The organism is Nocardioides coralli (assembly GCF_019880385.1).
Classification (GTDB): Bacteria; Actinomycetota; Actinomycetes; order Propionibacteriales; family Nocardioidaceae; genus Nocardioides; species Nocardioides coralli.
In genome coordinates this window covers 2107443-2132170 of the sequence record NZ_CP082273.1, presented here as the reverse complement: position 1 = coordinate 2132170, position 24728 = coordinate 2107443, and the positions used below count along the sequence as shown (strand labels likewise).

Sequence of the window (24728 nt, the reverse complement as noted above, 5' to 3'; positions counted from 1 at the left end):
CCTCAGCCGACCCGCGTGGCTCGGCCGAGCAGGCCTTGCGGTCGGATGAGCAGCATGATGATCATCACCAGCAGAGCGCCGACGAACTTGAACTCCGCCGGCACGAAGAGCGTGGTGAGCTCGGTGAAGATGCCGATGATGAAGGCGCCGACGATGGCGCCCCAGATGGTCCCCAGACCGCCGAGCACGACCGCCGCGAAGATCAGCAGCAGCAGCTTGAAGCCTATCTGGAAGTCGAAGCCCTGGGTGAGGCCGAGCAGTGCACCCGCGAAGCCCGCGAGCGCGGCGCCGCCGATCCAGACGAACGTGATGACCCGTTCCACGTTGATGCCGGTGGCCGACGAGAGTGCCGGGTTGTCCGCGACGGCTCGAGTCGCCTTGCCGATGCGGGTGTAGCGCAGCAGCGACGTGGTGATCACCAGGACGGTCATCGCCACCAGGAAGACGACGATCTCCTTGGGCGTCACGAGGAGCGGACCGATCCGCCAGGGGGTGACCGAGGCGTACTGCGAGTAGTTCTGGCTCTGCGCGCCGGTGAAGTACTGGTAGAGGTTCCGCAGGAAGAGCGAGAGACCGATGCTGACGATCATCATCGCGATGACGCCGGTCCCACGCCGTCGCAGCGGGCGCCACAGGACGGTGTCGTTGAGCCAGCCGAAGGCCGCTGAGGCAGCGAACGCGATGAGGACGCCGACGATGATCGTGACGTTGAGCCCGCCGATGCTGACCTGACCGGGGAGCTGGTCGAAGGCGAAGGCGATGATCGCGCCGAAGGTCACGAGCTCGCCGTGGGAGAAGTTGGTCAGGCCGGTCGTGCCGAAGATCATCGACAGACCCAGTGCCGCCATCGCCAGGAGCGAGGAGAAGACCAGACCGCCGACGAAGAGCTGGAGGGCCTGGGTCAGTGACCCTGCGGCGCCGCCGGTCAGCTCGCCCACCGGGAACGTGACCGACTGGTCGTTGTCGAGGTTGATGGGCACCGTGCGGGAGAGGACCTCCGGCTCGGTGTCCTCGGGCAGCGAGTCCTCGTCGAGCGTGACCGTGAAGTCCGAGCCCAGCAGCGAGATGGGCTCGCCGGGCAGGTCGATCACGAAGGTCCCGTCGGCGGCGCTGGTGGCCTCGCCGACGACCGCGCCCTCTTCGTCCTCGACGGTGACGCTGACGCCCTCGACGCCGACCGCCGGCGACTCGCGCCGGTCGCAGATCCGGCCGAGGATCGAGATGGTGTCGTCGTCGGTGGGCTCGGGGAGGGCGCACGCCGTGCCCGTGGACGTCCCCTCGCCGGAGGCGGCCGCCGTGGCGGGAGCGATGACGCCGCCGAGCAGCAGGGTCCCCAGCATGAGCAGCGACATGAGGATGGAGGCGCGGTGTCGTCGCCGACGGTGTCCGAACTCGCGCTCGAGACCGTTCCTGAAGATGTGCAAGATGCCTCCGTTCCGACGCCCGAGTGGCGTGGTGCCCCCGGAACAATACCGAGTGAACCGCGTCACAGGTCGGCGGCACGGAGCCGTTACTGGGCCGTTACCTGATTGCGGCGACGAGCGACACGAGGAACGGGGCGACCAACAGGGCCGGCAGCAGGTCGGCCACCGGGATCTCCCGCACCCGCAGCAGCCGCAGGGCCACACCCACGAGGAGCAGGCCGCCCACGGCCGTGAGCGCGGAGACGTGGGCGTCGGGGAGCACGTCGCCGAGCAGGACACCGAGCACCGTCAGGCTGCCCTGGACCGCCACGACGGTCAGCACGCTGGCCGCGACACCCCAGCCGAAGGCAGCGGCGAAGGCGAGGGCGGCGAAGCCGTCCAGGGCGGACTTGAGGAACAGCTCCTCGGCGCCCCGGCCGAGTCCGTCGTTGAGGGCGCCGAGGATCGTCAGCGGACCGGTGCAGAAGACCAGCGAGGCGACTACGAACCCCTCGACGAACCGGTGCCGCTCCGCCGAGCCCGTGCCGGACGTCAGGCGCTGCTGGAGCCACCCGCCGAGTCCTTCCACGCGCTGCTCGAGGCGGAGCAGCGACCCCACGATGCCGCCCACCAGCACCGAGCCCAGGACCACCAGCATCGGGGCGCTGTCGCCGATCAGCGCGGACAGCTCCGGATCGGTCACCGCCAGCGCGGACAGACCGGCGATGAGCAGTGTCACCAGACCCAGCCCGTCGGTCACCACGTCGCGGGTGCGCTCGGAGAGCCGGTGGCCCAGCGCCACGCCGAGGCCGGCGCCGACCAGGACGGCGACGACGTTGACCAGGGTGCCGATTCCGGGGAACAAGGGGGTCTCCTCTGCCGTGCAGCGGAGGCTGAGCGTAGTCTCCCGCCAGGTGCCTGGTTCGGGGGACACGAGGCCGGGCAGGGAGAAGAAGGTCGAGATGCGGTCACAGGTGCTGCTCCGATCGGCGGTCGACTCCGACGCCGAGGCTCTCGTCGCCCTGTGGGGCGACGCGCTGCGGCGGGGCGACCACGCCCAGCAGCTCGACGACGTGCGCAACGTGGTCGACCGCGTCTCCGCGATGCCCGAGGAGCAGATCGTCGTGGGTGTCCTCGACGACCGGGTCGTCGGCGCGGTCTACCTGCGCGCGACCACGTGGAGCCCGGTCAACCTCGAGCGCGTGGTGCTGGCGATCTCGCCCCACGTCCTGCCGGAGTTCCGGCGGCACGGTGTCGGCAGCGCGTTGATGGAGTCCGCGGTCGCCTTTGCGGAGGAGCTCGGCATCGGGCACGTCGGGACCGCGGTCGAGAGCGGCTCCCGGGAGTCCAACCGCTTCATGGCCCGGCTGGCCCTCGGCCCGGCGGCCACGCTCCGCGTCGCCGCCACCGCCACGGTCAAGGCACGGCTCCATGCCAACGACCCCGCAGCCCGCGCCCGGGGTCGCCACCTGACCCAGGTCCTCGCCGCGCGCCGCTCGATGCGTCGTACGCCGTCGGCCACCTGACCCGCACCGGCGCCGTCGGTCCCGGCGACTAGAGTCGCGACGTGCCTGGGACCCAGACAACCTCGCCACGCCTGCTCCTGCTCGACGGTCACTCGTTGGCCTACCGCGCCTTCTTCGCCCTGCCGGTCGAGAACTTCTCCACCGCGACCGGCCAGCACACCAACGCGGTCTACGGCTTCACCTCGATGCTCGTCAACGTGCTGCGCGACGAGCAGCCCACCCACGTAGCGGTCGCCTTCGACAAGTCCCGCCACACGTTCCGGCTCGACGAGTACGCCGACTACAAGGCCGGCCGCAGCAAGACCCCGACCGAGTTCTCCTCGCAGCTGCCGCTGATCCGCAGCGTGCTCGACGCCTTCGGGATCCCCCACCTGGAGAAGGAGGGCTACGAGGCCGACGACATCATCGCCACGCTCGCCACCCAGGCCGCGCGGGAGGGGCTCGAGGTCCTCATCCTCACCGGTGACCGTGACTCGCTGCAGCTGGTGACCGACTCCTGCACCGTCCTCTACCCCATGCGCGGCGTCTCGGAGCTGGCGCGGATGACGCCCGAGGCCGTCGAGGCCAAGTACGGCGTGCCGCCGGCCCGCTACCCCGAGCTCGCCGCGCTCGTCGGCGAGACGTCCGACAACCTGCCGGGTGTCCCGGGTGTGGGCCAGGGGTTCGCGGCCAAGTGGCTCACGACCTACGACGGGCTCGACAACGTGATCGCCCGGGCCGACGAGATCACCGGCAAGAAGGGTGAGGCGCTGCGCGCCCATCTCGCCGACGTCATGCGCAACCGGCGGCTCAACGAGCTCGTGCGCGACCTCCAGCTGGGGCTGCAACCCGACGACCTCCTCCACCGGGGCTGGGACCGCCACGCGGCGCTGGAGCGCTTCGACGAGCTCGAGTTCCGCGGCGAGCTGCGCACCCGCACCCTCGAGGCGCTGGGGGAGGAGGAGCCCGTCGAGGAGGGCGGGTTCGAGCTCGAGGGCCGCACCCTGGGTGCCGATGAGGTCGGTCCGTTCCTGGAGGCGTTGGGCGAGGAGGTCGTGGGGGTCCACGTCCGCGGCAGCTGGGGCGCGGGCACCGGCTCCGTCGACGGGGTCGCCGTCGCCACCAGCGACGGGAGTGCCGCCTACATCGACGTGGCGGAGCTGACCCCCGACGACGAGGCGGCGCTCGCCGCCTGGCTGGCCGATCCCGCGCGGTCCAAGGTGCTCCACGACGCCAAGGGACCCCTCCTGGCGCTGGCCGGCCACGGCTGGGAGCTGCGGGGTGTCGTCAGCGACACGGCCCTGACCGCCTACCTCGCCCAGCCCGAGCAGCGCTCCTACGCGCTGGCCGACCTGACGCTGCGCCACCTCCGCCGCGAGCTGCGCGGCGAGGGGGACACCGACCAGGGGGAGCTCTTCGACACCGGTCCCGACGTGGGTGCCACGGCGATGCTGCACGCGCGAGCCGTCATCGACCTCGCCGAGGCGCTCGACGGCGAGGTCGAGCGCGCCGGTGGTCGACGCCTGCTCACCGAGGTCGAGCTGCCGCTGGTCGACCTGCTGGCCCGGATGGAGCGGGTGGGCATCGCCGTCGACATCGACCACCTCGAGTCCCTCGAGACCCACTTCGCCGGCGAGGTGAAGCGGGCGGCCGAGGACGCGTTCGCCGTGATCGGCAAGGAGATCAACCTCGGATCGCCCAAGCAGCTGCAGGTGGTGCTCTTCGACGAGCTCGGGATGCCGAAGACCAAACGCACCAAGACCGGCTACACCACGGACGCCGACGCGCTGCAGTCGCTCTACGAGAAGACCGAGCACCCCTTCCTCACGGCACTGCTGCGCCACCGCGACGTGGCCCGGCTGCGGCAGACCATCGAGGGCCTGCTTAAGACGGTGGCCCCCGACGGCCGGATCCACACGACGTTCAACCAGACCATCGCCGCGACGGGCCGGCTCTCCAGCACCGAGCCCAACCTGCAGAACATCCCGATCCGGACCGAGGAGGGGCGTCGGATCCGTGAGGGCTTCGTGGTCGGTCCCGGTTTCGACTGCCTGATGACGGCCGACTACAGCCAGATCGAGATGCGGATCATGGCCCACCTGTCCCAGGACACCCTGTTGATCGAGGCGTTCCGGTCCGGTCGCGACTTCCACGCCGTGACAGCCGCGCGTGTGTTCGACGTGGAGCCGGGCGAGGTCAACACCGAGATGCGGGCCAAGATCAAGGCGATGAACTACGGCCTCGCCTACGGTCTCTCCGCGTTCGGCCTGGGTCAGCAGCTCCGCATCGAGCCGAGCGAGGCGCGCGGCCTGATGGACGAGTACTTCGAGACCTTCGGCGGTGTCCGTGACTACCTCGCCGGCGTCGTCGACGAGGCCCGGCGCAGCGGCTTCACCGAGACCATCTGGGGACGTCGGCGCTACCTGCCGGACCTGACGAGCGACAACCGGCAGCGCCGCGAGATGGCGGAGCGGATGGCGCTCAACGCTCCCATCCAGGGCTCGGCCGCCGACCTGATCAAGGTGGCGATGCTCGGGGTGCAGCAGGCGATCGCCGACGCCGGCCTGGCCTCACGGATGCTGCTGCAGGTCCACGACGAGCTCGTCCTCGAGGTCGCCGAGGGGGAGCGGGAGCAGCTCGAGGGACTGGTGCGCGACCAGATGGGGTCGGCGGCCGAGCTGTTGGTGCCGCTCGACGTGTCGGTCGGCACCGGCCGGAGCTGGCACGAGGCCGCACACTGACGCCGACGGCCCCGGGCTCAGCGGGTGAGTGACCCCGTGGGCTGGGGCGTGGACGCGTCGCGGCGGAGCAGCCAGGCACTCAGCGCCAGCAGCACAGCGAGCAGGGTGGCGTCCACGACGATCACCCGGACGACCAGGCCCGCCAGGGTCTCGGCGGTCGACCCGACGACCAGCATCGCCGTCAGTGCCAGCCACAGGAGCACACTGCTGCGCCGACCCTGCCGGGCCAGGACGGAGTAGACCAGCAGCTGGAGCATGGCGAGGACCGTGCCCAGCAGCGCGAAGAGCCAGAGCCGGTCGAGGATCGAGGCGAACTCGCCGCCGCCGATGAACACCAGGGCGAGCTCCGGCAGCAGCGCACACCCGAGGGTGCCCAGGGCGCCCAGTCCGGCGATGACGCCGAGGCTGCGGCTGAGCGTGCTGGCGCGCTGCGCGGTCTCCACCATCGAGGGGAAGGCGACCACCACCACGAACTGGGGCAGGAAGAGCATGGCCTTGGTGAGGATGAGCCCGCCGGCATAGAGACCGCTCTCGTAGCCACCGAGCACGTTGCGGGCGACCACGATGTCGAGGTTGGACAACGCGAAGTAGGCCAGCAGTGCCTGCGAGTTCGCCAGCGACTCCCGGAGGATGGCCGTGCCCCGGTGGCGGTCGGCCTCTGCTCCGGTGGTGCGCTGGGGGCGCAGCAGCCACCAACCGGTGGCGACCGGCGCGAGCGCACCCACGCCGACGGCCAGGACCGCCAGGAACTCGGAGGGCTGCCAGGCGAGCAGGGAGACCCCGATGAGCAGCCTGGGTACGCCGGCGGCGACGTAGACCGCGCCGAGGGCCCGCCAGCGCCGCTCCCCCTGCAGCACACCGGCCTGCCCACCCATGGCGGTCAACGGCACGGCGGTGGCGGCGACGAGCAGCGCGGTGGCGGAGCTGTCGAGGCGCAGCACGCGCTCGACGACCGGGAAGAGCAGCAGCAGCACGCCACCGAGCGCGAGAGCGGCGTACCAGCTGACCTGCAGGACGCCGCGCTCGATCTGGGCGACGTGGTCGACGTCCGCGGAGATCCGCCGGGCCGCGGTGGCCTGCAGGGCGAGGGCGACCACGCTGACCACCAGCAGCAGGTTCATCACGGCCGCGAACCCGCCGTAGCTGCCGGGACCGAGCAGACGTGCCGCGAGGACCGTGTAGCCGTAGGTGGCGACGTTCATGACGAACATGGCGCCGGCGATCTGCGCGCCGCCGCGGGCAGCGCGGCCCGCCGTGCCAGCCGTCGTCACGCGGTCAGCCTAGGTGGCCGTCGTGGCTCCGCCGTGGGGGGACACCCCGCTACGGTGTCCCCGCCGGCGCAGGACGATCCGTGCGGCGCAGGAGGAGGGAGCCCGTGCCACGCGCGCGATCGTGGGTGCCCGCCTCGTGGGGCGTGGTCCTGGCACTGCTGATGCTCGGCCCCGCGCTCGGCCCGGGGTTCGTGCTCACCTACGACATGGTCTGGGTTCCCGACCTGTCGCTGCGTCCGGACTTCCTCGGGCTCGGCTCCGGTGTCCCACGCGCAGTGCCCTCGGACGCCGTCGTCGCGGCGCTCGACGAGGTCGTGCCGGGCATGCTGCTGCAGAAGCTGGTGCTGCTGGGCGCGCTGGTCGCCGGCGGTGCCGGCGCGGCCGGGCTGGTCCCCGACGTCGGGCTCGTCGCCCGCTGCGCGGCGGTCACCGTCTACGTCTGGAACCCCTGGGTGGTCGAGCGGCTGGTGATCGGCCAGTGGCCGCTGCTGGTGACCTACGCGGTCCTGCCGTGGTTGGTGAGCAGCCTGCTGCGGTGGCGGGCGGGCGCGGGCGGTCGGGGTTGGTGGCTGCTGGTCGTCCTCGGGAGCCTCAGCGCCAGCGGTGGGCTCCTGGTCCTCGCGGTCCTGCTGCTCGTCGGCGCGGGTCGCGGTCTCCCGCGGCGCCGGTGGGCCGAGCTGCTCGCGGTCCCGGTCGCCGCCAACGCGCCGTGGGTCGTGGCGGGGCTGCTCCATGCCGCGGAGGCGCGGGTCGACCCGCGCAGTGCCGAGGTGTTCGCGCTGAGTGCGGAGGGGATGTTGCCGGCGCCGCTGGCGGCCCTGTCGCTCGGGGGGATCTGGAACGCCGACGTGGTGCCCGGCTCGCGGGAGGGCCTGCTGGCGGTGGTGTCGTTGCTCGTCCTGCTGCTGGTCGCAGGCGTGGGCGCCACCCGGTGGCGGCGGGTGGCCGCGATGCCGCGGCTGGCACGGCTCTGGGTTCTGGGGTACGCCGGCGCCGTGGCGACATGGCTGGTGCCGACGTGGCTGGGCGAGGTGGCGGCGGTCGTACCCGGTGCCGGGGTGATGCGCGACGGCAGCCGGCTGCTGCTCCTGTGCTCGCCCCTGGTCGCGGTCCTGGTGGCCCACGGGGTCTCAGCGGTGGGCAGTCTCTTCGTCCACCGGTGGCAGGGGGTGGTGGTGGCTGCCGCCATCGCGGTGGCACCTGTGCCGCTGCTGCCCGATGCGGCGTGGGGAGCGGGCGGTCGGCTGGTGCCGGTCGCCTATCCCGCGGCGTACGAAGCAGCGCGCCAGGCGGTGGGCGACGAGGGCGACGTGCTCGTCCTCCCCTTCAGCAGCTACCGGGCCTTCGACTGGAACGGTCGCCGGCCGAGCCTCGACCCGCTCGGCCGCTACCTGCGGCCGGACTTCGTGGTGGACGACGCGCTCCGCGTGGACGGTCGTCCGCTCGCGGGAGAGGATCCCCGGGCGACGGCGGTGGCACGAGCCCTGGCGGGCGGCAGCCCGGAGGAGGACCTCGCCGCGCTCGGCATCACCGCGGTCGTGGTCGACCGGACCGCGCGCGGCGATCCGGACGAGGTGGCGGGCAGGCCCGTCCTCACGGGGACCGTCGAGGTCCTCGTCCTGGAGGGCGCAGCCGAGCCTCGCACCCCGGCGACGTGGCTGGTCGCGCTGGCGGTGGGCTGGTCGCTGTTCCTGGCCGTGCTGTCGGCTGCGATCTTCATCACTCTTGGCGAGATGAGGGCGCGGATTCGGTGGCGGCCTTGGGGTCGCTGATAAAGTTCCCCGCGATCAAGGGAGGGAACCCGTGCTCAACAACCTGATCGGTGGCGCCCTGGCGATGTTCGCCGGAGCCGCGCTCGCCGCTGCGACGGTCTTCGGCGTCGTCTACACCCAGACGAGCGGACCGGAGCGGTCGCCGGCAGATGCCGACCAGCCCTTCGTCGACTACGGCTCGACCCAGTAACCCGGTCCGGCCGAGCTGCCGGGCTCCTCGTCGGGGTCCTGGCTCGCGCTCAGCTCGCCCCTCAGGGTCGAGGTCAGCACCGCCGCGAACGAACCGTGCGCGTGCTCCCAGGTGAACCGCCGGCTGACCTCGAGCGCGCCCTCGGACAGTCGCTGTCGACGTTCCGTGTCGGTGAGGACCGACCGCAGCGCGTCGACCATCCCCGCGTAGTCGTCCACCAGCAGGCCGGACGTCCCGTCAATTACGGACTCTCTCGTTCCGCCTGCCGACCGGTAGGCCACGGTGGGGGTGCGGTGCCGTCCGGCCTCGCCGACGACCAGACCCCAACCCTCCTTGAGGGAGGGAAGCGCCATCACCCAGGAACGGGCGTAGACCTGTTGCTTGGCGAGCTCGGACACGTGCCCGGTCAGCGTCACCGCGCCGCCGGGGTCGGTCGCCCGGGCGTGCTCGCGCAGCTGCTCCGACCACCAGCCGTCGCCCACGATGGTCAGCCGCAGGTCGGGGAGCTCGGCCCGCAGGTCCCGCCACGCGTCGATCGCGTGCTCGACCTGCTTGTGGGGGACCAGCCGACCCACGACGCAGATCTCCGGGACCTCGGACTTGCCGTCGGACACCTCGAGCTCCGGCGCGGTGCCGTTGTGGACCACCGCGATGCGATGGGCGTCCACCCCCAGCTCCACGAGCTCGCGGCGGGTCGCCTGGGAGACCGCGACGTACTGGCAGGACCGGTAGACCCGGGGGGCCAGCCAGCTCTCGATCCACCAGCCGACGCGTCCGGTCACCCCCGGGTAGACGACCGGCCACTGCTCGCGGTGGACGTGGTGGACGAGGACCACGACGGGACGCCGGGTGGCGAGGCGCGCCAGGAACGGCATCCCGTTCTGCACGTCGACCACGACATCCGCATGTCCGAGGCGCCGCGTGAGCAGCCGCAGGAAGCCGGCGAGGTAGACCGTCAGCTTGGAGCCCCGCCGCACGAACCGGACGCCGTCGAGGACCTCGTCCGCCGGAGCTCGCTCGTGCGCGGCACAGAAGACGGTGACGCGGGCGCCGCGCTCGGCGAGCCCGCGGGCCATGTGCTCGAGGTAGAGCTCCGCGCCGCCACCCTCGGGGTTCGTGGTGTCGCGCCAGCTGAGGAAGATGACGTGTCGACCGTCGAGGCGCACGTGGTCGTGCATCGTCCGGAGGGTAGTCGGTCCTGCCTCGGCGCCGGTAACCGTCGAGTAGGGTCGAGGCCGTGCTCGTCCGCGGTCGTCCTGCCGGTGGCCGCCGTACGGCGACGCTGCGCCGGTCGATCCGGCTGCTGCGCGAGTTCCGCCACGAGCAGACCGACCCCGAGCGCTTCTACCGCGCCGTCGCGGACGACTCCGTCGCCCAGCTGGCCGCCTGGACCGACCTCGACGGCGCGCGGCTGCTCGACGTCGGTGGGGGACCCGGCTACTTCCGCGACGCCTTCCGGGCCGCTGGAGCCGACTACGTCGCGCTCGATGCCGACGTGGGGGAGCTCAGCGGCGCCGGCGACATCCCACCCGGGACGGTCATCGGCTCCGGCATGCAGCTGCCCTTCCGCGACGCGTCCGTCGACGTCTGCTACTCCTCCAACGTGCTCGAGCACGTCCCCGACCCCTGGCGGATGGCGGAGGAGATGGTGCGGGTGACGCGGCCGGGAGGCCTGGTCTACCTGAGCTACACCGTCTGGTTCGGCCCCTGGGGCGGGCACGAGACCGCGCCGTGGCACTACCTCGGGGGACGTCGCGCACGCCGCCAGTACGTCCGCCGTCACGGCCACGAGCCCAAGAACCGCTACGGCGAGACGATGTTCGGCGTGACCGTGGCCGAGGGACTCGGCTGGGCGCGAGGCCAACGGCTGGGGGACGTCGTCGCCGTGCTCCCGCGCTACAACCCCTGGTGGTCGCACTGGCTGCTCCGCGTGCCGCTCCTGCGCGAGGTGGTGACGTGGAACCTGGTGCTGGTGCTGCGACGGACCTGAAGGCCGCCGAGTCCGCGGCGGGGGTCCAGTCGAGAACGGATCGGCGTGTGGCCCAACTCAGGTGGCGCAGCCGATTGCTGGCCGGCTGCGCGCTCCTTGTCGGCATCGCCTTCCTTCAGTCGCCCGGATATCTCATCGCCGACACGAAGTTCGACTTGGTGGAGGCGCCGGGCAGCTTCCTGATGCGCGCCTTGGACATGTGGGACCCCGACGCAGCGTTCGGGCAGCTTCAGAATCAGGCGTACGGCTACCTCTGGCCCATGGGCCCCTTCTTCTTGTTGGGGGAGGTCGTCGGTCTGGACGGGTGGGTCGTTCAGCGCCTCTGGATGAGCCTCGTGCTCGTCACGGCGTTTTTGGGCGCTGCGCTGGTTTGCCGGGCGCTCGGCGTGCGGTCGGACTTCGCGTGCCTGGCTGCAGCTTTCGCGTACGCCACCTCGCCTCGCCTCCTGAGCACGCTGGGTCCGATCTCGATCGAAGCCTGGCCCAGTGCTGTGGCCCCATGGGTCTTGCTTCCGCTGGTGCTCGGACTGACACGTGTTCATCCGTGGCGTGCTGCAGGGCTAGCAGGGTTGGCGGTGGGCATGGTCGGCGGTGTCAACGCGGTGGCCACCTTCGCGGTCATCCCAGTGGGGGCAGCATGGTTGTTGACGAGACCCGTGAGCCGACGCCGAAACGTCCTGCTTTTTGGATGGTCTCTCGCCACACTTTTAGCCACGGGCTGGTGGCTAGTGCCGCTGCTGCTGCTGGGCACCTACAGTCCCCCGTTCCTAGCCTTCATTGAGTCCGCCTCCATCACGACCTTCCCGACGACTCTCACCGATGCACTGCGCGGCACGTCGGCATGGGTGCCGTACATCGACTCATCCTGGGTTGGCGGTCACCTGACCGTGACGCAGGGCTACCTGGCCCTGAACTCCGCCGTCGTCCTCAGCCTCGGACTGGTCGGGATCGTTGTGGCGCCCTACCGCCTGCGCGTCTTTCTCGTGGTCACGCTGGTGCTGGGGCTGGTGCTCGTAACGGCGGGCCACACGGGAGCGGTCGAAGGCGTCCTCGCGGGGTCCGTCCATACCTGGCTCGACGGAGCGCTGGCACCGCTCCGCAATCTCCACAAGTTCGATCCCGTCGTCCGTCTGCCCATGGTCGTGGGCCTGGCACTCGTTCTCGAGAGGGCCCACTGGCCCGCCGCCCGAGAGTCACCGACTCGACTCTCGCCACATCCGCGAACGTGGGCACGAACCGGTCTGGTGTTTCTCTCTTTGGTAGCAATTGCTGGCGCGGCCGCGCCAGCGATCACGGGCCGGTTGGCACCCGCTGCTGCCGTCATCGAGACACCGGACTACTGGAGCGATGCCGCGGAGTGGCTCGGACAGAACAGCGCTCCCGGAGAGACCGCCCTCCTCGCCCCGGGCTCGGGGTTTGCCGACTACCTCTGGGGCGCTCCACGTGACGAGCCCCTTCAGTACCTGGCAGAGAGCCCGTGGGCAGTTCGCAACGCCATCCCGCTCGCGCCGCCGGGGAACATCCGCTGGTTGGACGCTGTGGAGGGACTGTTGTCTGAAGGGGAACCCTCCGAGGCTTTAGCCGGGACACTGCGCCGTGCTGGGGTCGCCTACCTCGTGGTGCGAAACGACCTGGTCGTCGACAGTGACGTCCCGGAGCCGGTCCTGGTCCATCAGGCAATCGAGGGATCGCCAGGCGTACGTCGCGTCGCCTCGTTCGGCCCTGACCTCGGTGGCGCCGCGGTGGTCACGGACGATGATCGCCGCATCGTCAGCGGGTGGGGGTGGCGTGAGGAGCGCCCAGCCATCGAGGTCTATGGCATCGACGGCACAATAGCGGTCGTGGAGGCGGGGGAGCCGCCGGTCGTCGTTGGAGGACCCGAGGACCTGCATGACCTGCGGGGCGCCGGTCTGCTCGGCGATACGCCGGCGGTGCTCGGCGTCGATGCGGAGGGGACACCGCCGGCCTCCTACATGCTCACGGACGGGTTCATCCGCAGGGAGCGCTTCTTCGGACGGGTACACGACTCGCAGTCGCACCCACTCTTGGCCGGCGAGCCACGCCGCTCAAAGAACCCGACGCTCGATTACCTCCCGCCGGCGGCTGGCAGGTGGCAGTCCAGGGCGCGTCTTCTTGGTGCCGAGACTGTTCACGCTTCGAGCTCGATCTCTGATGCAGTGACTCCTGGGGGAGCTCGAGCAGCCTCCTCACCCTACGCCGCCATCGACGGCCTGTTCGGCACCGAGTGGGTGTCCCGGGATGGTGAAGCCGGGACACCATGGTGGCGAGTTCAGTTAGCGTCGCCGCGATTCGTCGACGCAGTCGAGGTCACCGTGGGTCCGTCGGCGCGGGATCGCGTGCAGATCCGGGCGGTGACTGACAAGGGGGGCAGCGACACTGTGGAGGCTGCGCCTGGAAGCACGCGAGTGCTCCAGGTCCCTGCAGGTGCAACTTCGAGCATCCGCATTGAAATCGCCAGCGGCAGCCCCGCGATGTTGGCGCTGGCCGAGGTGTCGTGGGGTGCCGGGGAGGTGCGCCGCCAGCTGGTGACCCCGCAGATGCCAGACACGTGGCCTGCGCCAGACGCCATCTTGCTTCGCACCTTGCTCGACCACCGCACCGGGTGCGTTGTCGTCGGGCTGCGGACCCCTTGCCGAGAGGGCGAGGACTTTGGTCACGAGGAACCGAAGGGGCTTGACCGATGGATCCACGTTCCGCGGGCCGCCTCCTATGTCGCTGAGGCGACAGGTCGCCCGGTGTTCGGACCTGAACTGTCCAGTTTGCTGCAGCAGGGCCAGCCGATCAATGTCTCCGAATCGAGCCATGCCGTCGAAGACCCTCGCAGCTCCGGCCTGGCCGCCATCGACGGTGACATCGGGACCAGTTGGACTGCACGACTCGACGATCTCAGCCCGGAGCTCCGTATCAACTGGCTGGGAACTCGCTCGCTCTCGAGCATCGAGGTGGTCGTTGAGGAGGCGGCGCCCGTCCGCCGTCCAGTCACGGTCGAGTTGCTCCATGATGATGGGTCGCAGCAGCTGCAGCTCGACTCCGGAGGTCGTGCCGATCTGGGCGACGTCGAGACCGACAGCTTGGTCCTGCGCGTGCTGGATGCGGAAGCTGCTGGCAGCGCAGGTCGCGACGGCTTCGTCAGCGAGTTGCCGGTGGGCATCAGCGAGCTGCGCATCAACGGAGTTCCGTTCGAACCTGTCGATCTGTCCGACCAGCAGCGGACGTGGGCCTGCGGGACCGGCCCCGACGTACAGATCGGGGACTCCGTCCGGGGAACAGCCGTCCGTGCGAGCCCCCGGCAGCTCTACGACCTCGACCGCGTCGACCTGCGCTGGTGCACCTCGATGGAGGACGGCAGGCAGGTCAGAAGCCGCGAGGAAGTTGACCTCGTCGCCGGTGGCCAGACGGTCGTGGCCCTCAGCGACGGGCCTGTTGTCGTGGACGAGCTGCGTCTCCGGCGACCGGACGCGGCACTGGGTCAGGCACCAGCTGCAGATGCCGTGTCCGGAGTTAAGTGGAGATCCCGTGGGCGCTCCGACTTCTCGATCACGCCGAGCCGGAGCTCCGGCATCATCGTCATGCGTCAGAACCACAATGACGGGTGGCGTGCCACGCAAGGCGGCGCCGCGCTGGAGCCCCTGGTCGTCGACGGCTGGCAGCAGGCCTGGCGGCTGTCGAGCGATGAGGTCGTGACAGTCAGGTACGCCCCGGGGCGGACGTACCGATGGGCGCTGATGCTCGGGTTGTCCGCACTCGTCCTTCTGGCGGTCTCGCTCTGCGTAGCACCGATCCGTCGCCGCCTGAGGAGCCTCTCGGGGCCGCCGACACGAGCCGCGGATGGAGCCCTCGGCAGCACTCCGGCCGACGCAGGGAGAGGCCTGCCCGCGACCACGGTCATCGTGATCGCGTGGGGCGTGGGCGCCGTGCTGGCCGGCTGGGCGGGTGCCCTCATAGCCTCCGTCGTCTTCGCTGTCGCCCGATTGGCCGCCAGACGCGGCCGGGCTGAACTGGTGGCCTACGTCGTGGCCGGAGCCAGCGGGTTGGCCGTCGCGATATACGCGGTACGTCCGTGGGGGTCCTCGGCCGGGTGGGCAGGGTCCTTGTCGTGGCCCCACTACCTGGTCATCGTGGCGCTGTCCGGCTTGGCATCGACACTCGTGCGAGGAGTCGGCGACGATCGCAGCCCCATGGCCGGACGCTCGACCAGGCGGTAGAGGAGCTCGGCACCCACCACGGAGAGGGCGATAGTCGAACACCACAGCGCCCAGAAGGCGCCGGTGAAGAGTTCGTACCCGGAGATCCAGACCACCAGGTGGAGTACGGGGAGGTGGATCAGGAAGATGCCGTAGGAGATGTGACCGAGGTGTCGCAGCCTGGGCAGGGACATCAGGCGCACGTAGCGTGAGTCGCGGTCGGGGAAGATGCCCGAGCCGACCACGAGAAATCCGACGGCGCTGTACAGAAGGACCTTGGTCACGATTTCCGCTGGTGTCGGGGCGGCGAGCATGGTCGGGCCTGCCACCGGGGTTGAGGCAACCAGCATGATCGCGAGCACCAGGGTCCAGCTGACGCCTGGCGAGGCGAGGATGAGCCGTACTCGTGACGGCGAGGCCGCGGAGGGGTGGTCGCCAGCGGTCGACCGGGTCTGAGCCAGAGCGAGATACATGCCGGCCGCGAACCAGATCAGAAGTGCCGGCAACCATTCATACAGCGGGAGGTCCGCTGGCAGGGGGAGGCGGGGGGCAAGGATGACCCAAGCAGGAGCTAGCAGTGCGTACGCGGCGAGAGCCGAGAGTGCACGGCGACTCCTGAGGGCGCCCTTTCCGATCGTCAGCAGCATCAGCATCGGCAAAGCCAGGTAAAACGCGACCTCTGTCGCCAGACTCCACATCTGGGTGAGGCCCGCCGGGGGCCCCCCGCTGACATAGATGTCAAGGAGCAGCAGAGTCGTCAACCAGTCAGTAGCACCCAGGTCAGCGTTGTCGCGGATGAAGGCCAGAGCAAGCACGGCCGTTACTGCGTAGGCCGGAAAGACGCGCAGGAACCGGCGTTGCAGGTACCGCCCGATCGGAGGGCGCTGCCGGCCGCTTGTAGCGGCTTCGAACCAGGGCCGGCTCAGGAGAAAACCCGAGAGGACGAAGAAGATGGCGACTCCGACGTCTAGTCGTGCAAGCAGAGGGTACTCCGGGTAGGCGCCGGCCCAGAATGCGACATGAGTGGTGAGGACTGCGAGGGCTCCCAGTACACGCACCGTGTCGAGTACCGGCTCCTCCCGTAAGGCAACGTTCCCGACAGCCGGTGCGATACCGCTCATGACAGGGGAGCGGCCTGTCCGACGTCGATGCGGTCGATGCACACGGTCGCCTCCTCCGCGGCTGACTGAACGACGACGGAGTCGAAAGTGCCCTCGACCCGGAGGAAGACGCTACCCAAGCCAGAGGTCACGGGCACCTCTCTCGTGAGATCGCCCAGGCTCACGCGGAGGGCTGTGTCGTCGGAACTCAAGTATCCCACCCGCACCCACCAGGACCAGTCGAAGGTCTCCCCGGTCAGGGGGATCCGCACGGGCCGCGTTCGCACCAACCAGCCGCAGTCCCCCCGAGGCCCGGGGAGGCTGGCCAGATCGGAGGTCACGATGGCGTCGACCAGTTCGCCGTCGGGTGCGAACATGCGCAGTCTGGTCGTTACGTCGGGAAAATCGACGTCGGCGTCCAGGAGTCGCGTGAACTCCTGAGTCTGGTTCATCGGAGAGGTGTAGGGCGGCATTACCGTACCGGGGAGCTCCTGGTTCGCCAGGTCGACGTCGCCTGCGGCCCGCAGTCCCTGGACCATTCTCGGAACGAATGTCGCGCCGGCGTTCTCGTGGTGCCAGTAGTGCACGTAGCCCACCCCGGAGACGATGCCAGACGTCACGATCGCGCCCACGACCACGACCACGGCGCGGGGGGGCACGGTTACCCGCAGAGCCGTGGGCCAGCGCGGTCGTGAGGACAGGGGTGCCCGTCGTAACGGCAGGAACACCAGGCCGGTCACGAGCGCCACCACGCCGGCCACGTCTGTGAGGTAGCGATAGTCGAGCCCGGCGAACGCCCCGTACTCCTGGCCCCGACTGGTGGCGAGCAGCGCGAACGCCGTCATGCTGTAGAGCGTCAGGAGTAGCCATCCAGTCCACGCGTTCCGGCGCCTGAGCACGGAGTAGGCGATCAAGAGCGCCAGCACGGCCCAAGCGGCGTGGACCAGCCACGCGGGCGGTTGCGCGATGACGATCGGGGGGGTGGTGTCCCACCACCTCCAGGGCCCGCCCAGTAACGCCGTGGGCAGAGATGTACCGAGCATCGAGTCCGCCACCTGTGTGACCTTGGTCGACTCGGTCCCCGTGAAGGGCTGTGGCACCGTCGAGACGTAGAACAGCGAGTAGGCGGCGACGATCGCTGTGGATGGCGCGATGACCCGCCAGTGATTCCGCAGCAGCCAACGCACCCGCTCGGAGAACGTGCCGGTCGTGAAGTAGGCGAGCGGGATGAACGCCAGTACTGGCACGATGAGCAGCGCTTTGACATAGGACAACAGGCCGAGGAAGACGGCGCCGAACGTGCCAGCCGCCCATCCCACGCGGCTTGTGCGGAGGTACTGGACCCAGCAGGTGATGGCCACGAAGAGCGCCACCTGCGTGGGGATCTGGTTGATCGCAGCCGCCCACCACATCGTGGCCGGGATCGTGATGACGCTCGACAGGTAGATCGCGTAGGGCGCGAGAATGGCCCACCGTCGGCCGAAGAGTGTCGCGAGCATGAGCAGGCACGCCAGACCGGACAGTGCGGTCCACACGAGGGTCATCGTGGCGGCGACTCCCCAGGCCAACTCGCCGCTGCGAGAAACGAGCCACGCCATCAGCCTGCCCAGCGGCATGAACTGGCTGTCGAAGGGATCCAGTAGGTAGGCGAGCCCGAAGCGGCTTGACTCGGCATCAAGGAGGAGTCGGTAGTCGTCAGTGAAGAAGTAGCTCGGGTAGACCATCCACGCGCGGAGCGCCAACTGCAGAGCCCAGAGCGCGAGCCCGACCTGGATCACGGGGTGACCGAGCGTCTCCCGCCCGCGACCCACCCATGTCCCTGCCGCCACGGGCGGCACTATGTCACGCACTTGCGCGCAGCCCGGGACCGCACGTCCGCTGGCCGCGGTCTTTCGTACCTCCCAGTAACTACGCTGCTAGGCTCACTTCGCTACACCGCAACGGATGTCTGGGAGGGAATCACGTGCGGAAGATCGTTGGCTGGGTCGCTGTCGGCCTCGGCGTGTTCGTGCTGGTGGCGGGGCTGATCGCCGATGTCTGGGCCGAGGACCAGCTGAAGCGCACACCGCTCGACGTCGACTCGGTCACCCGCCTCGACGGCACGGCTGCGCGGATCGACACCGAGAACGGTGGGCTGGACCTGCTCGACGTACGGGCCACCAGCTTCACGAGGAGCGACAGCGAGGCGTCCGACGACGACGTGGTCGTGTTCGTGAGCAACACCTGCCTCGTCGTCGACGTCCCCGGCACCCCCGACTGCGGCCAGCGCGGGACCGGCGACGACGCCGACCCCAACGTCATCAACGTGTCCGAGCCGGTCGTGTTCGCCACCGACCGCCGCACGGCCGAGGCCGTCCAGGATCCCGAGTACGTCCCGGAGGGGGCACCGGACACCGAGGGGCTGGTCAACAAGTGGCCCTTCGACGCGCAGCAGCAGGACTACGAGGTCTGGGACGGACTCCTGGGCGAGGCCGTGACCGCCACGTTCGAGGGTGAGGAAGAGCTCGAGGGGCTGCCGGTCTACCGCTACCAGTACGAGCTGATCGACGAGTCGGCCGAGGTGCTCGAAGGCACTTTCGGGCTCTACTCGCAGCTGAAGACCTACTGGATCGAGCCGGTGACCGGCAGCATCATCCGCCAGGAGCAGAGCGAGGTGCGTGCCCTCGAGGACGGGACCGTCCTGCTCGACCTGGACATCGCCTTCACCGACGACCAGGTCGCCGCCAACGTCGCCGACGCCGAGGACAGTCGCGACGGTCTGAACCTCCTCACCTCGACGGTCCCGACCATCGGCTACGCCGTGGGGATCCCGCTGGTGCTGGTGGGCCTCGTGCTGCTCCTGCTCAGCGGGCGCAGGCGTCAGGCGCGGGCGCACGAGGCCGAGAAGGTCAAGAACCCGACCGTCCCGACACGCTGACTCCAGCGAGCGGGCGGGGCTCACAGACGCTCACGGGTTGTCTGGCGGGTGGGCGACGATCCCGGTCGCCACGAAGTCCTCGCCGTCGCACCTCACCGTGGCGATGACGAAACCGCCCTCCCACAGCGAGGACTCGACGTCGCCGGGCTGCAGCGCGGGATGGGTCCCGGTGGTGGCCCTGATCGTGATCGTCGCGTCGACGTAGCGCGTGGGGCCGTCCGTGACCCGGACCTCGAGGCGGTACGGGGCCTGTACGTCGCCGTCGAACCGAGGCTCGTTCGGGCTCGTGATGCCGAGCCATTGGGCGGTCAGCTCGAAGCGACCCGGTGACGTGCAGGGCGGTGACCGGAACCAGTCGTCGAGCTGCTCGGGCAAGTCGCGGCCCTCCCTGACGAACAGGGAGTCGCCGACCAGGACGGCGGTCTCGGGTCCGACGTCCGCCAGCTCCCGGGCCTCGACCTCGGTGTCCTGCTCGACCTCGCCCTGCCCGCCGGAGTCCTCACAGCCCGGTCGCACCACCGTCACGGTGCGTCCGGAGACCTCGGGCCGCCGCATGAGTTGTGCCTGGCCCCAGTAGGTGTGCCCGTCGTACTCGATCACCGCCGCGCACGCGCCGGCAGCACCTCCGCCGGCGCTCGGTCCGGGCGCCTCGGTGCCAGGTGTGTCCCCTGATCCGGGCGGAGCCTCGGCGGTGGGCGGGGACTGGGCGGCGCAGGCGCCGGTCACCAGGAGCAGTGCCCAGCACGCGCCTCCGACGGCGCGGCGGCTCCGGCTGTTCCTCACGGGGGTGGGACGGCTGCGCCCGCGACGCGGTTCCACCACGGGAGCTGTCAGCCCAGGTCGGCGACGAAGATCGCGGTGCCGGGGGTCAGCAGGCCGCGGGTGCGTGACCAGCCGCCCCAGACGCGGTCGTGGTCCTCGGGCCACTCCGGCTCGAGCATCCGGGTGAGGCGGAACCCGGCGCCGGCCAGCAGTGCCACCCAGTCGCCCAGGGTCCGGTGGTGCTCGACGTAGGAGACCTCCCCGCTGGCTTCGTCGACCTCGACGTAGGGCGTCCGGTCCCAGTAGGACTGGCTGGCCGTGAGCCCGGCCTCGGAGGGGTCGTCCGGGAACATCCACCGGGTCGGGTGGGTGATCGAGAAGGCGTAGCGGCCACCGGGGCGCAGCACGCGGGCGGTCTCGGCGACCGCGCGCTCGATGTCGCTGACGAACTGCAGCGCACCGAAGGAGCAGAAGACGACGTCGAAGCTCGCGTCGGCGAACGGCAGGTGGGTGGCGGTGCCCCGGACCACGGGGACGGTGATCCCCGACTGCTCGTCGATGCGCAGGGAGTGCTGCAGCTGGCGGTGGGAGAGGTCGAGGCCGACGGGCCGGCCTCCGCGCGAGCTCACCCAGCGCGAGCACTGGCCGGCGCCCGAGCCGACCTCGAGCACGTCCTTGCCGGCCACGTCACCCAGCGCGCCGGCCTGCTCCTCGGTGAGCCCCTCGGGACCCCACACGAAGCCCACGTCGCCCAGGAAACCCCCGTGCGTGGCCTGGTACTCGTCGGCGTAACGGTCCCAGTCCGGACCGTTGGCGTGACGCGACTCGCGCTCGTCGACCGGTCTCCGCTCCACCCGAACCGCGGGGTGCGGCCACACCTGCTCCACACCGGGACCATACGCTGCCGGCGCCCGTGCGCCACCACGACCGACCTGGGGGAGATCCCGACCCATCCCTTGACAGGGCCGACGGTCGCCACAATCCTGCTCTGACCGCCGGCGCTCGTCGGCGAATGAGGGAGGGGGCCCCTTATGACTCGTCGTCCGCACGCTCTGGCGCTGATCGTGACCTGCCTGGTCGCCGCGCTGCTGGCACTGCCCGGATCTGCCACGGGTGCACCGGAGAAGCAGCGGTCCGAACCGCGCTTCCGACACCTCGATCCCGGCGGACAACCAGACCTCGACGAGAAGGTCCCGGTCAACGTCGTCTTCGTGGGTCACGAGCCCAGTGAGGTGAACGCCTCGGCGTTCCGTGCCGCTCTTCCCTCCAGCGCGTCACCCGTCGTGCGCTCCCGTCTCTGGTACGGCGAGGTCGAGGAGCTGGGTATCGACTACGCCTACGACTACCAGCTGACGTTCGCCGACGACCGCTACGAGGACCGGCTGTTCCGCTACCTCAGGAAGATCGCGAAGAAGAAGCCGCTCACCCAGTTCCAGCAGGCCTACAACGACCAGGCCGGCACGCTCGACGTGACGAGCAACGCCTGGATCGACGCGACCAAGACCGAGAAGTGGCTGGCGTTCAACCCACCTTCCGGCGTCGACACCCGGCAGCCCACGATCTACCTCGTCGACTGGTTCGACCGGTCGGACTTCCAGTTCCACGTCTACACCAAGACCGACGAGCCCGAGCCCGACACCGGCTACAACTTCGGCAAGGAGCGCGACAGCCGCAAGCTGACGGCCTGGGGTGGCACGACCGCTGCTGACGAGGAGAGCGGCCTGGGCCGCACCCGGCGGGTCTGGTTCCACGACCTCTCCGCCGGGCCGGAGGCCTTCGCCGGCAGCTACGACGTCGAGAACGCCGACCTCGACGGCGACTCGGTGCCCGACTACCGCATCCCGCCGGCCTGGGAGTACGCGCCCGGCGGCTACCGCTCACCCCGGGCGCTGACGGGCGACCTGGCCAAGCTGGTGCGCTACGTCTTCCTCGACCTGTTGGTGACCAGCTCCCCGATCTACCCCGTCGAGCTGCCGACTGACGAGCCGCCGACGTCGGTCAACCTCGACAGCAACACCTACGAGGGGTGGGCAGGCGTGGACGCCAGCCGGCGCTACATCAAGCCGCGCCTCCTGCAGAGCGAGATCTCCGAGGTGCTGCTCGGGGCCAAGGCCATCAGCTACGACAACCAGGACTTCCCCCTGACCGGCCGCGCCCGCCGGTGCTACGAGTGGTGGCTGCAGGGGCGGTCGTGCGAGCCGTCCAGCGGCCTGCCGCCCGACGCGAACCTCTACCTGCAGAACGAGGACGACCTCGCGCGCACCAAGGACGACGGCGACCGGGTCGACTACGAGCTGCCGATCTTCAACTACGCGGTCAGCACCGACGACCCCACGCCGCTCGGCTTCGCCGACGACAACTGGAGCGACGGCACCCAGAGCTTCGTCTTCAACTTCATCAACCCCTTCATCGTGGACGCGGGGTACGGCCTGACCACGACCCAGATCCACGAGGTCGGGCACCACACAGGTCTGTCGCACCCGCACGACGGGTACGACTCCGAGAGCGGCATGGACTTCGGGCCCTCCGGTGACTTCTACTTCGCCTGGCTCGGCACGTCGGTGAACTCGATCATGAGCTACATCGACCTCAACTGGGACTTCTCCCAGTTCGACCAGGACAACATGGCGCGCTTCCAGGCCGCGGCCTACATCGAGGCGACCAACCGGCTCGCGGGTGAGGCGTTGGCGGGGCCGAGGCCCCAGCGGTCCTACGCCGAGCTCCGGCGCGCCGACCGCCTGGTCGGAGCGGCCGAGCGGGCCTTCGCCCGCCACCGCTACCCGCAGGCGTGGGCGCTGGCGGGTCGGGCCTACACGTGGGCGGTCAAGGGTGCCCGGGACGCGGGCGTCGACGTCGAGCGGTCGATCCGACGGGCGCTCCGTGGTGCGCGCAGGGCGCCCCTGCCGCCGGCCGACGAGGTCGAAGGCGCCACGGTCGACACGCTGGAGCCGAACGACCCGCGGCTGCTTCCCTGACCGGTCCCGCCCCGGCAGGCGGGACAGAGGGCGGTGGTCCGTGTCAGGATCACCGCCCGTGGACCTGAGCTCGCTGACGCCGCTGGCCGGCGGCTGGTCGGGGGAGACCTTCCTCGGCGAGGTCGCGGGGGAGCGGTGCGTGGTCCGGATCTACGCCGCCCCGGGTGATCGCGGGGCGGCTGCCGGCGAGATCGACGCCGCGGTGCTGCGGCTGGTGCGCGGGTTGCTGCCGGTCCCCGAGGTGCTGGAGGTGCGTCGGCCCGACCCGGCCACCGGTGCGCCCGGGCTGCTCGTGACGTCGTATCTCCCGGGTGTGCGTGGCGACCAGCTGCTGCCGTCGCTCGACGCCGCCGGTCTGGCCCGCGCCGGGACCGCCGTCGGGGGAGTGGCCGCCGTGCTCGGCGGGATGCCCATGCTGCGCGCCGGGCGCTTCGTCGACGGCGACCTGACGGTCGAGCCGTTCCCAGAGGCCGAGGACCTGCCGGCGTACGTCGCGGCGAAGCAGGCTCAGCTCCAGCTGGACCCTGCCGACGCCGCCCGGCTCGAGGCGCTGGCCCTGGACGCGCAGGCGCTGCTCGACACCGTGACGAGGCGGTGTCTGGTCCACAGCGACCTCAACCCCAAGAACCTGCTGCTCGACCCCGGCACGCTCGAGGTGACCGGCGTGCTCGACTGGGAGTTCGCGCACGCCGGTCACCCCGCGCACGACCTCGGCAACGTGCTCCGCTTCGACCGCGAGCCGCCCTACGTCGACGCCGTCCTGGCCGCGTGGACCGACCGCCTGGGCGGTGACCCGGCGACGCTGCTCGACCTGGCGCGGGCCTCCGACCTGATCGCCCTCGTCGAGCTCGCCTCCCGTCGCGGTCAGAACCCTGTCGCCGACCGCGCCTTCGCACAGCTGCAGGCGATCGCCCGGACGGGCGACATCTCGGCCGCGGCCTAGCCTGTCGCCATGGAGAGCGAGAGCAGGCGCGAGGCCTGGGAGCGGCGCAGCGAGTGGTGGCTGATGGGGGCGGCGCTGGTCTTCGTCGCCGTCTTCGCGTGGCCCATCCTCGACCCCGGGCTCGACCCGGCGATCCGCACCGCGTGCTGGGCGGTGGCGTGGCTGACCTGGGTGGTGTTCGCGGCCGACTACGCCGTGCGGGTGTGGCTGAGCCGCGACCGCTGGGGCTTCGTGAAGAGCACGCCGTTCGACCTCCTGATCGTGGTGCTGCCCTTCCTCCGTCCGCTGGCGCTGCTGCGGCTGCTCGCCCTGCTGGGCGTCCTCAACCGGCGCGCGGGGGACGCCCTGCAGGGGCGGGTGGCCTACTACGTGCTGGTCGCGACGTCCCTGCTGCTGTTCGTCGCCTCGCTGCTGGTCCTCCAGGCGGAGCGGGGTCGGCCCGGGGCGACCATCGACGACTTCGGGGACGCCGTGTGGTGGGCGATGACCACCATGACCACGGTGGGGTACGGCGACGAGTTCCCGGTCACGACGACCGGCAGGCTGGTCGCGGCCGGGCTGATGCTGGCCGGGATCGCGCTGCTCGGCGTCGTCACCGCCACCGTCGCCTCGGCGTTCATCCAGCGCGTGACCGACAGCGACGAGGAGGCCGAAGCAGCCACCCGGGCCGACCTCGCCGACCTGACCGCGCAGGTGGCGGCCCTGCGCGAGGAGGTCGCCCGGCTGCGGGCCGGCGGGGAGCCGGCCGGACCGGCCGGCTGAGGCGGTGCCGCGCCGGTTGGACGCGGTGAGCGGCCCCGGCGTACCCTTGTGCACTGCGCCAGTAGGTCTGCCCGGTCCCGCCGGAGTGGATCACGGCTCGCTATCACGGTGGCGGCCGGCCGAGCCCGGTCCGCCGCCATCACCACCGGTAGTGAAACGGACCCTCAGGCGTGCCCGACGACATCTGACCAC

Annotated in this window: 18 protein-coding genes; 10 read left to right on the top strand and 8 right to left on the bottom strand. The window is 70.5% G+C overall.

Annotated features, from left to right (window positions below; genetic code table 11):
• Positions 1–2 precede the first annotated feature (2 nt).
• Both K6T13_RS10390 and K6T13_RS10385 read right to left on the bottom strand, forming a co-directional pair.
• Positions 3–1424 (bottom strand): ABC transporter permease subunit, encoded by a 1422-nt coding sequence (locus K6T13_RS10390; protein ID WP_222894509.1) that lies wholly within the window; start codon positions 1422–1424, stop codon positions 3–5.
• Positions 1425–1521: 97 nt separating this feature from the next.
• Positions 1522–2268 carry a DUF554 domain-containing protein gene (locus tag K6T13_RS10385; protein WP_222894508.1) on the bottom strand — a complete coding sequence of 249 codons (747 nt, stop codon included), beginning with the start codon at positions 2266–2268 and terminating at the stop codon, positions 1522–1524.
• A gap of 97 nt (positions 2269–2365) precedes the next feature.
• On the opposite strand from K6T13_RS10385, the gene K6T13_RS10380 reads away from it, so the two are divergent.
• Together K6T13_RS10380 and polA are read left to right on the top strand one after the other, a co-directional pair.
• Positions 2366–2929 (top strand): GNAT family N-acetyltransferase, encoded by a 564-nt coding sequence (locus K6T13_RS10380; RefSeq protein WP_249423726.1) that lies wholly within the window; start codon positions 2366–2368, stop codon positions 2927–2929.
• Between the two features lie 41 nt (positions 2930–2970).
• Positions 2971–5649: a DNA polymerase I gene (gene polA / locus K6T13_RS10375; RefSeq protein WP_222894507.1), complete on the top strand. Its 2679-nt coding sequence runs from the start codon at positions 2971–2973 to the stop codon at positions 5647–5649.
• A gap of 17 nt (positions 5650–5666) precedes the next feature.
• Here polA and K6T13_RS10370 read toward each other — a convergent pair whose 3' ends face one another.
• A complete protein-coding gene (locus K6T13_RS10370; RefSeq protein ID WP_222894506.1) occupies positions 5667–6920 on the bottom strand; it encodes a lipopolysaccharide biosynthesis protein in 1254 nt (417 codons plus the stop codon).
• A 104-nt stretch (positions 6921–7024) separates the two neighbouring features.
• Between K6T13_RS10370 and K6T13_RS10365 the strand changes: the two genes are divergently transcribed.
• Both K6T13_RS10365 and K6T13_RS10360 read left to right on the top strand, forming a co-directional pair.
• Entirely contained in the window at positions 7025–8692 is a 1668-nt protein-coding gene (locus K6T13_RS10365) for an MmpA family trehalose lipid delivery protein (RefSeq protein ID WP_222894505.1), read from the top strand.
• Between the two features lie 31 nt (positions 8693–8723).
• On the top strand, positions 8724–8882 hold the full coding sequence (locus K6T13_RS10360) for a DUF2613 family protein (RefSeq protein WP_222894504.1): 159 nt from the start codon (positions 8724–8726) through the stop codon (positions 8880–8882).
• Here the strand turns inward: K6T13_RS10360 and K6T13_RS10355 are convergent.
• Positions 8864–10060, bottom strand: a complete 1197-nt coding sequence (locus K6T13_RS10355; RefSeq protein WP_222894503.1) for a glycosyltransferase family 4 protein — start codon at positions 10058–10060, stop codon at positions 8864–8866. The genes K6T13_RS10360 and K6T13_RS10355 overlap by 19 nt on opposite strands.
• A 59-nt stretch (positions 10061–10119) precedes the next feature.
• On the opposite strand from K6T13_RS10355, the gene K6T13_RS10350 reads away from it, so the two are divergent.
• Both K6T13_RS10350 and K6T13_RS10345 read left to right on the top strand, forming a co-directional pair.
• A complete protein-coding gene (locus tag K6T13_RS10350; protein WP_222894502.1) occupies positions 10120–10872 on the top strand; it encodes a class I SAM-dependent methyltransferase in 753 nt (250 codons plus the stop codon).
• Positions 10873–10919: 47 nt separating this feature from the next.
• Complete coding sequence (locus K6T13_RS10345) at positions 10920–15098, top strand: alpha-(1->3)-arabinofuranosyltransferase domain-containing protein (protein ID WP_222894501.1); 4179 nt, start codon at positions 10920–10922, stop codon at positions 15096–15098.
• Here the strand turns inward: K6T13_RS10345 and K6T13_RS10340 are convergent.
• Both K6T13_RS10340 and K6T13_RS10335 read right to left on the bottom strand, forming a co-directional pair.
• Positions 14999–16198: an acyltransferase family protein gene (locus K6T13_RS10340; RefSeq protein ID WP_222894500.1), complete on the bottom strand. Its 1200-nt coding sequence runs from the start codon at positions 16196–16198 to the stop codon at positions 14999–15001. The genes K6T13_RS10345 and K6T13_RS10340 overlap by 100 nt on opposite strands.
• Positions 16195–17955 carry a hypothetical protein gene (locus K6T13_RS10335; protein ID WP_222894499.1) on the bottom strand — a complete coding sequence of 587 codons (1761 nt, stop codon included), beginning with the start codon at positions 17953–17955 and terminating at the stop codon, positions 16195–16197. The genes K6T13_RS10340 and K6T13_RS10335 overlap by 4 nt, the downstream gene beginning before the upstream one ends.
• A gap of 185 nt (positions 17956–18140) precedes the next feature.
• Between K6T13_RS10335 and pgfA the strand changes: the two genes are divergently transcribed.
• A complete protein-coding gene (gene pgfA / locus K6T13_RS10330; RefSeq protein ID WP_222894498.1) occupies positions 18141–19094 on the top strand; it encodes a cell envelope lipid trafficking protein PgfA in 954 nt (317 codons plus the stop codon).
• 30 nt (positions 19095–19124) lie between these two features.
• Here pgfA and K6T13_RS10325 read toward each other — a convergent pair whose 3' ends face one another.
• Positions 19125–19820: a DUF6281 family protein gene (locus tag K6T13_RS10325; protein ID WP_283247918.1), complete on the bottom strand. Its 696-nt coding sequence runs from the start codon at positions 19818–19820 to the stop codon at positions 19125–19127.
• A gap of 104 nt (positions 19821–19924) precedes the next feature.
• Positions 19925–20743, bottom strand: a complete 819-nt coding sequence (locus K6T13_RS10320; RefSeq protein ID WP_249423725.1) for a class I SAM-dependent methyltransferase — start codon at positions 20741–20743, stop codon at positions 19925–19927.
• Between the two features lie 144 nt (positions 20744–20887).
• On the opposite strand from K6T13_RS10320, the gene K6T13_RS10315 reads away from it, so the two are divergent.
• Genes K6T13_RS10315 through K6T13_RS10305 form a run of 3 tightly spaced genes read left to right on the top strand, consistent with a single transcriptional unit; the run spans position 20888 to position 24536 of the window.
• Complete coding sequence (locus K6T13_RS10315; RefSeq protein WP_222894495.1) at positions 20888–22831, top strand: zinc metalloprotease; 1944 nt, start codon at positions 20888–20890, stop codon at positions 22829–22831.
• 58 nt (positions 22832–22889) lie between these two features.
• Positions 22890–23774 (top strand): phosphotransferase family protein, encoded by an 885-nt coding sequence (locus K6T13_RS10310; protein ID WP_222894494.1) that lies wholly within the window; start codon positions 22890–22892, stop codon positions 23772–23774.
• 9 nt (positions 23775–23783) lie between these two features.
• Positions 23784–24536 carry a potassium channel family protein gene (locus tag K6T13_RS10305; protein ID WP_222894493.1) on the top strand — a complete coding sequence of 251 codons (753 nt, stop codon included), beginning with the start codon at positions 23784–23786 and terminating at the stop codon, positions 24534–24536.
• Positions 24537–24728: the final 192 nt, after the last annotated feature.

Coding starts and splice junctions, on each gene's coding strand:
- K6T13_RS10380 (WP_249423726.1), top strand. CDS start 2,366: ATGCGGTCACAGGTGCTGCTCCGATCGGCGGTCGACTCCGACGCCGAG.
- K6T13_RS10355 (WP_222894503.1), bottom strand. CDS start 10,060: ATGCACGACCACGTGCGCCTCGACGGTCGACACGTCATCTTCCTCAGC.
- K6T13_RS10340 (WP_222894500.1), bottom strand. CDS start 16,198: ATGAGCGGTATCGCACCGGCTGTCGGGAACGTTGCCTTACGGGAGGAG.
- K6T13_RS10315 (WP_222894495.1), top strand. CDS start 20,888: ATGACTCGTCGTCCGCACGCTCTGGCGCTGATCGTGACCTGCCTGGTC.
- K6T13_RS10305 (WP_222894493.1), top strand. CDS start 23,784: ATGGAGAGCGAGAGCAGGCGCGAGGCCTGGGAGCGGCGCAGCGAGTGG.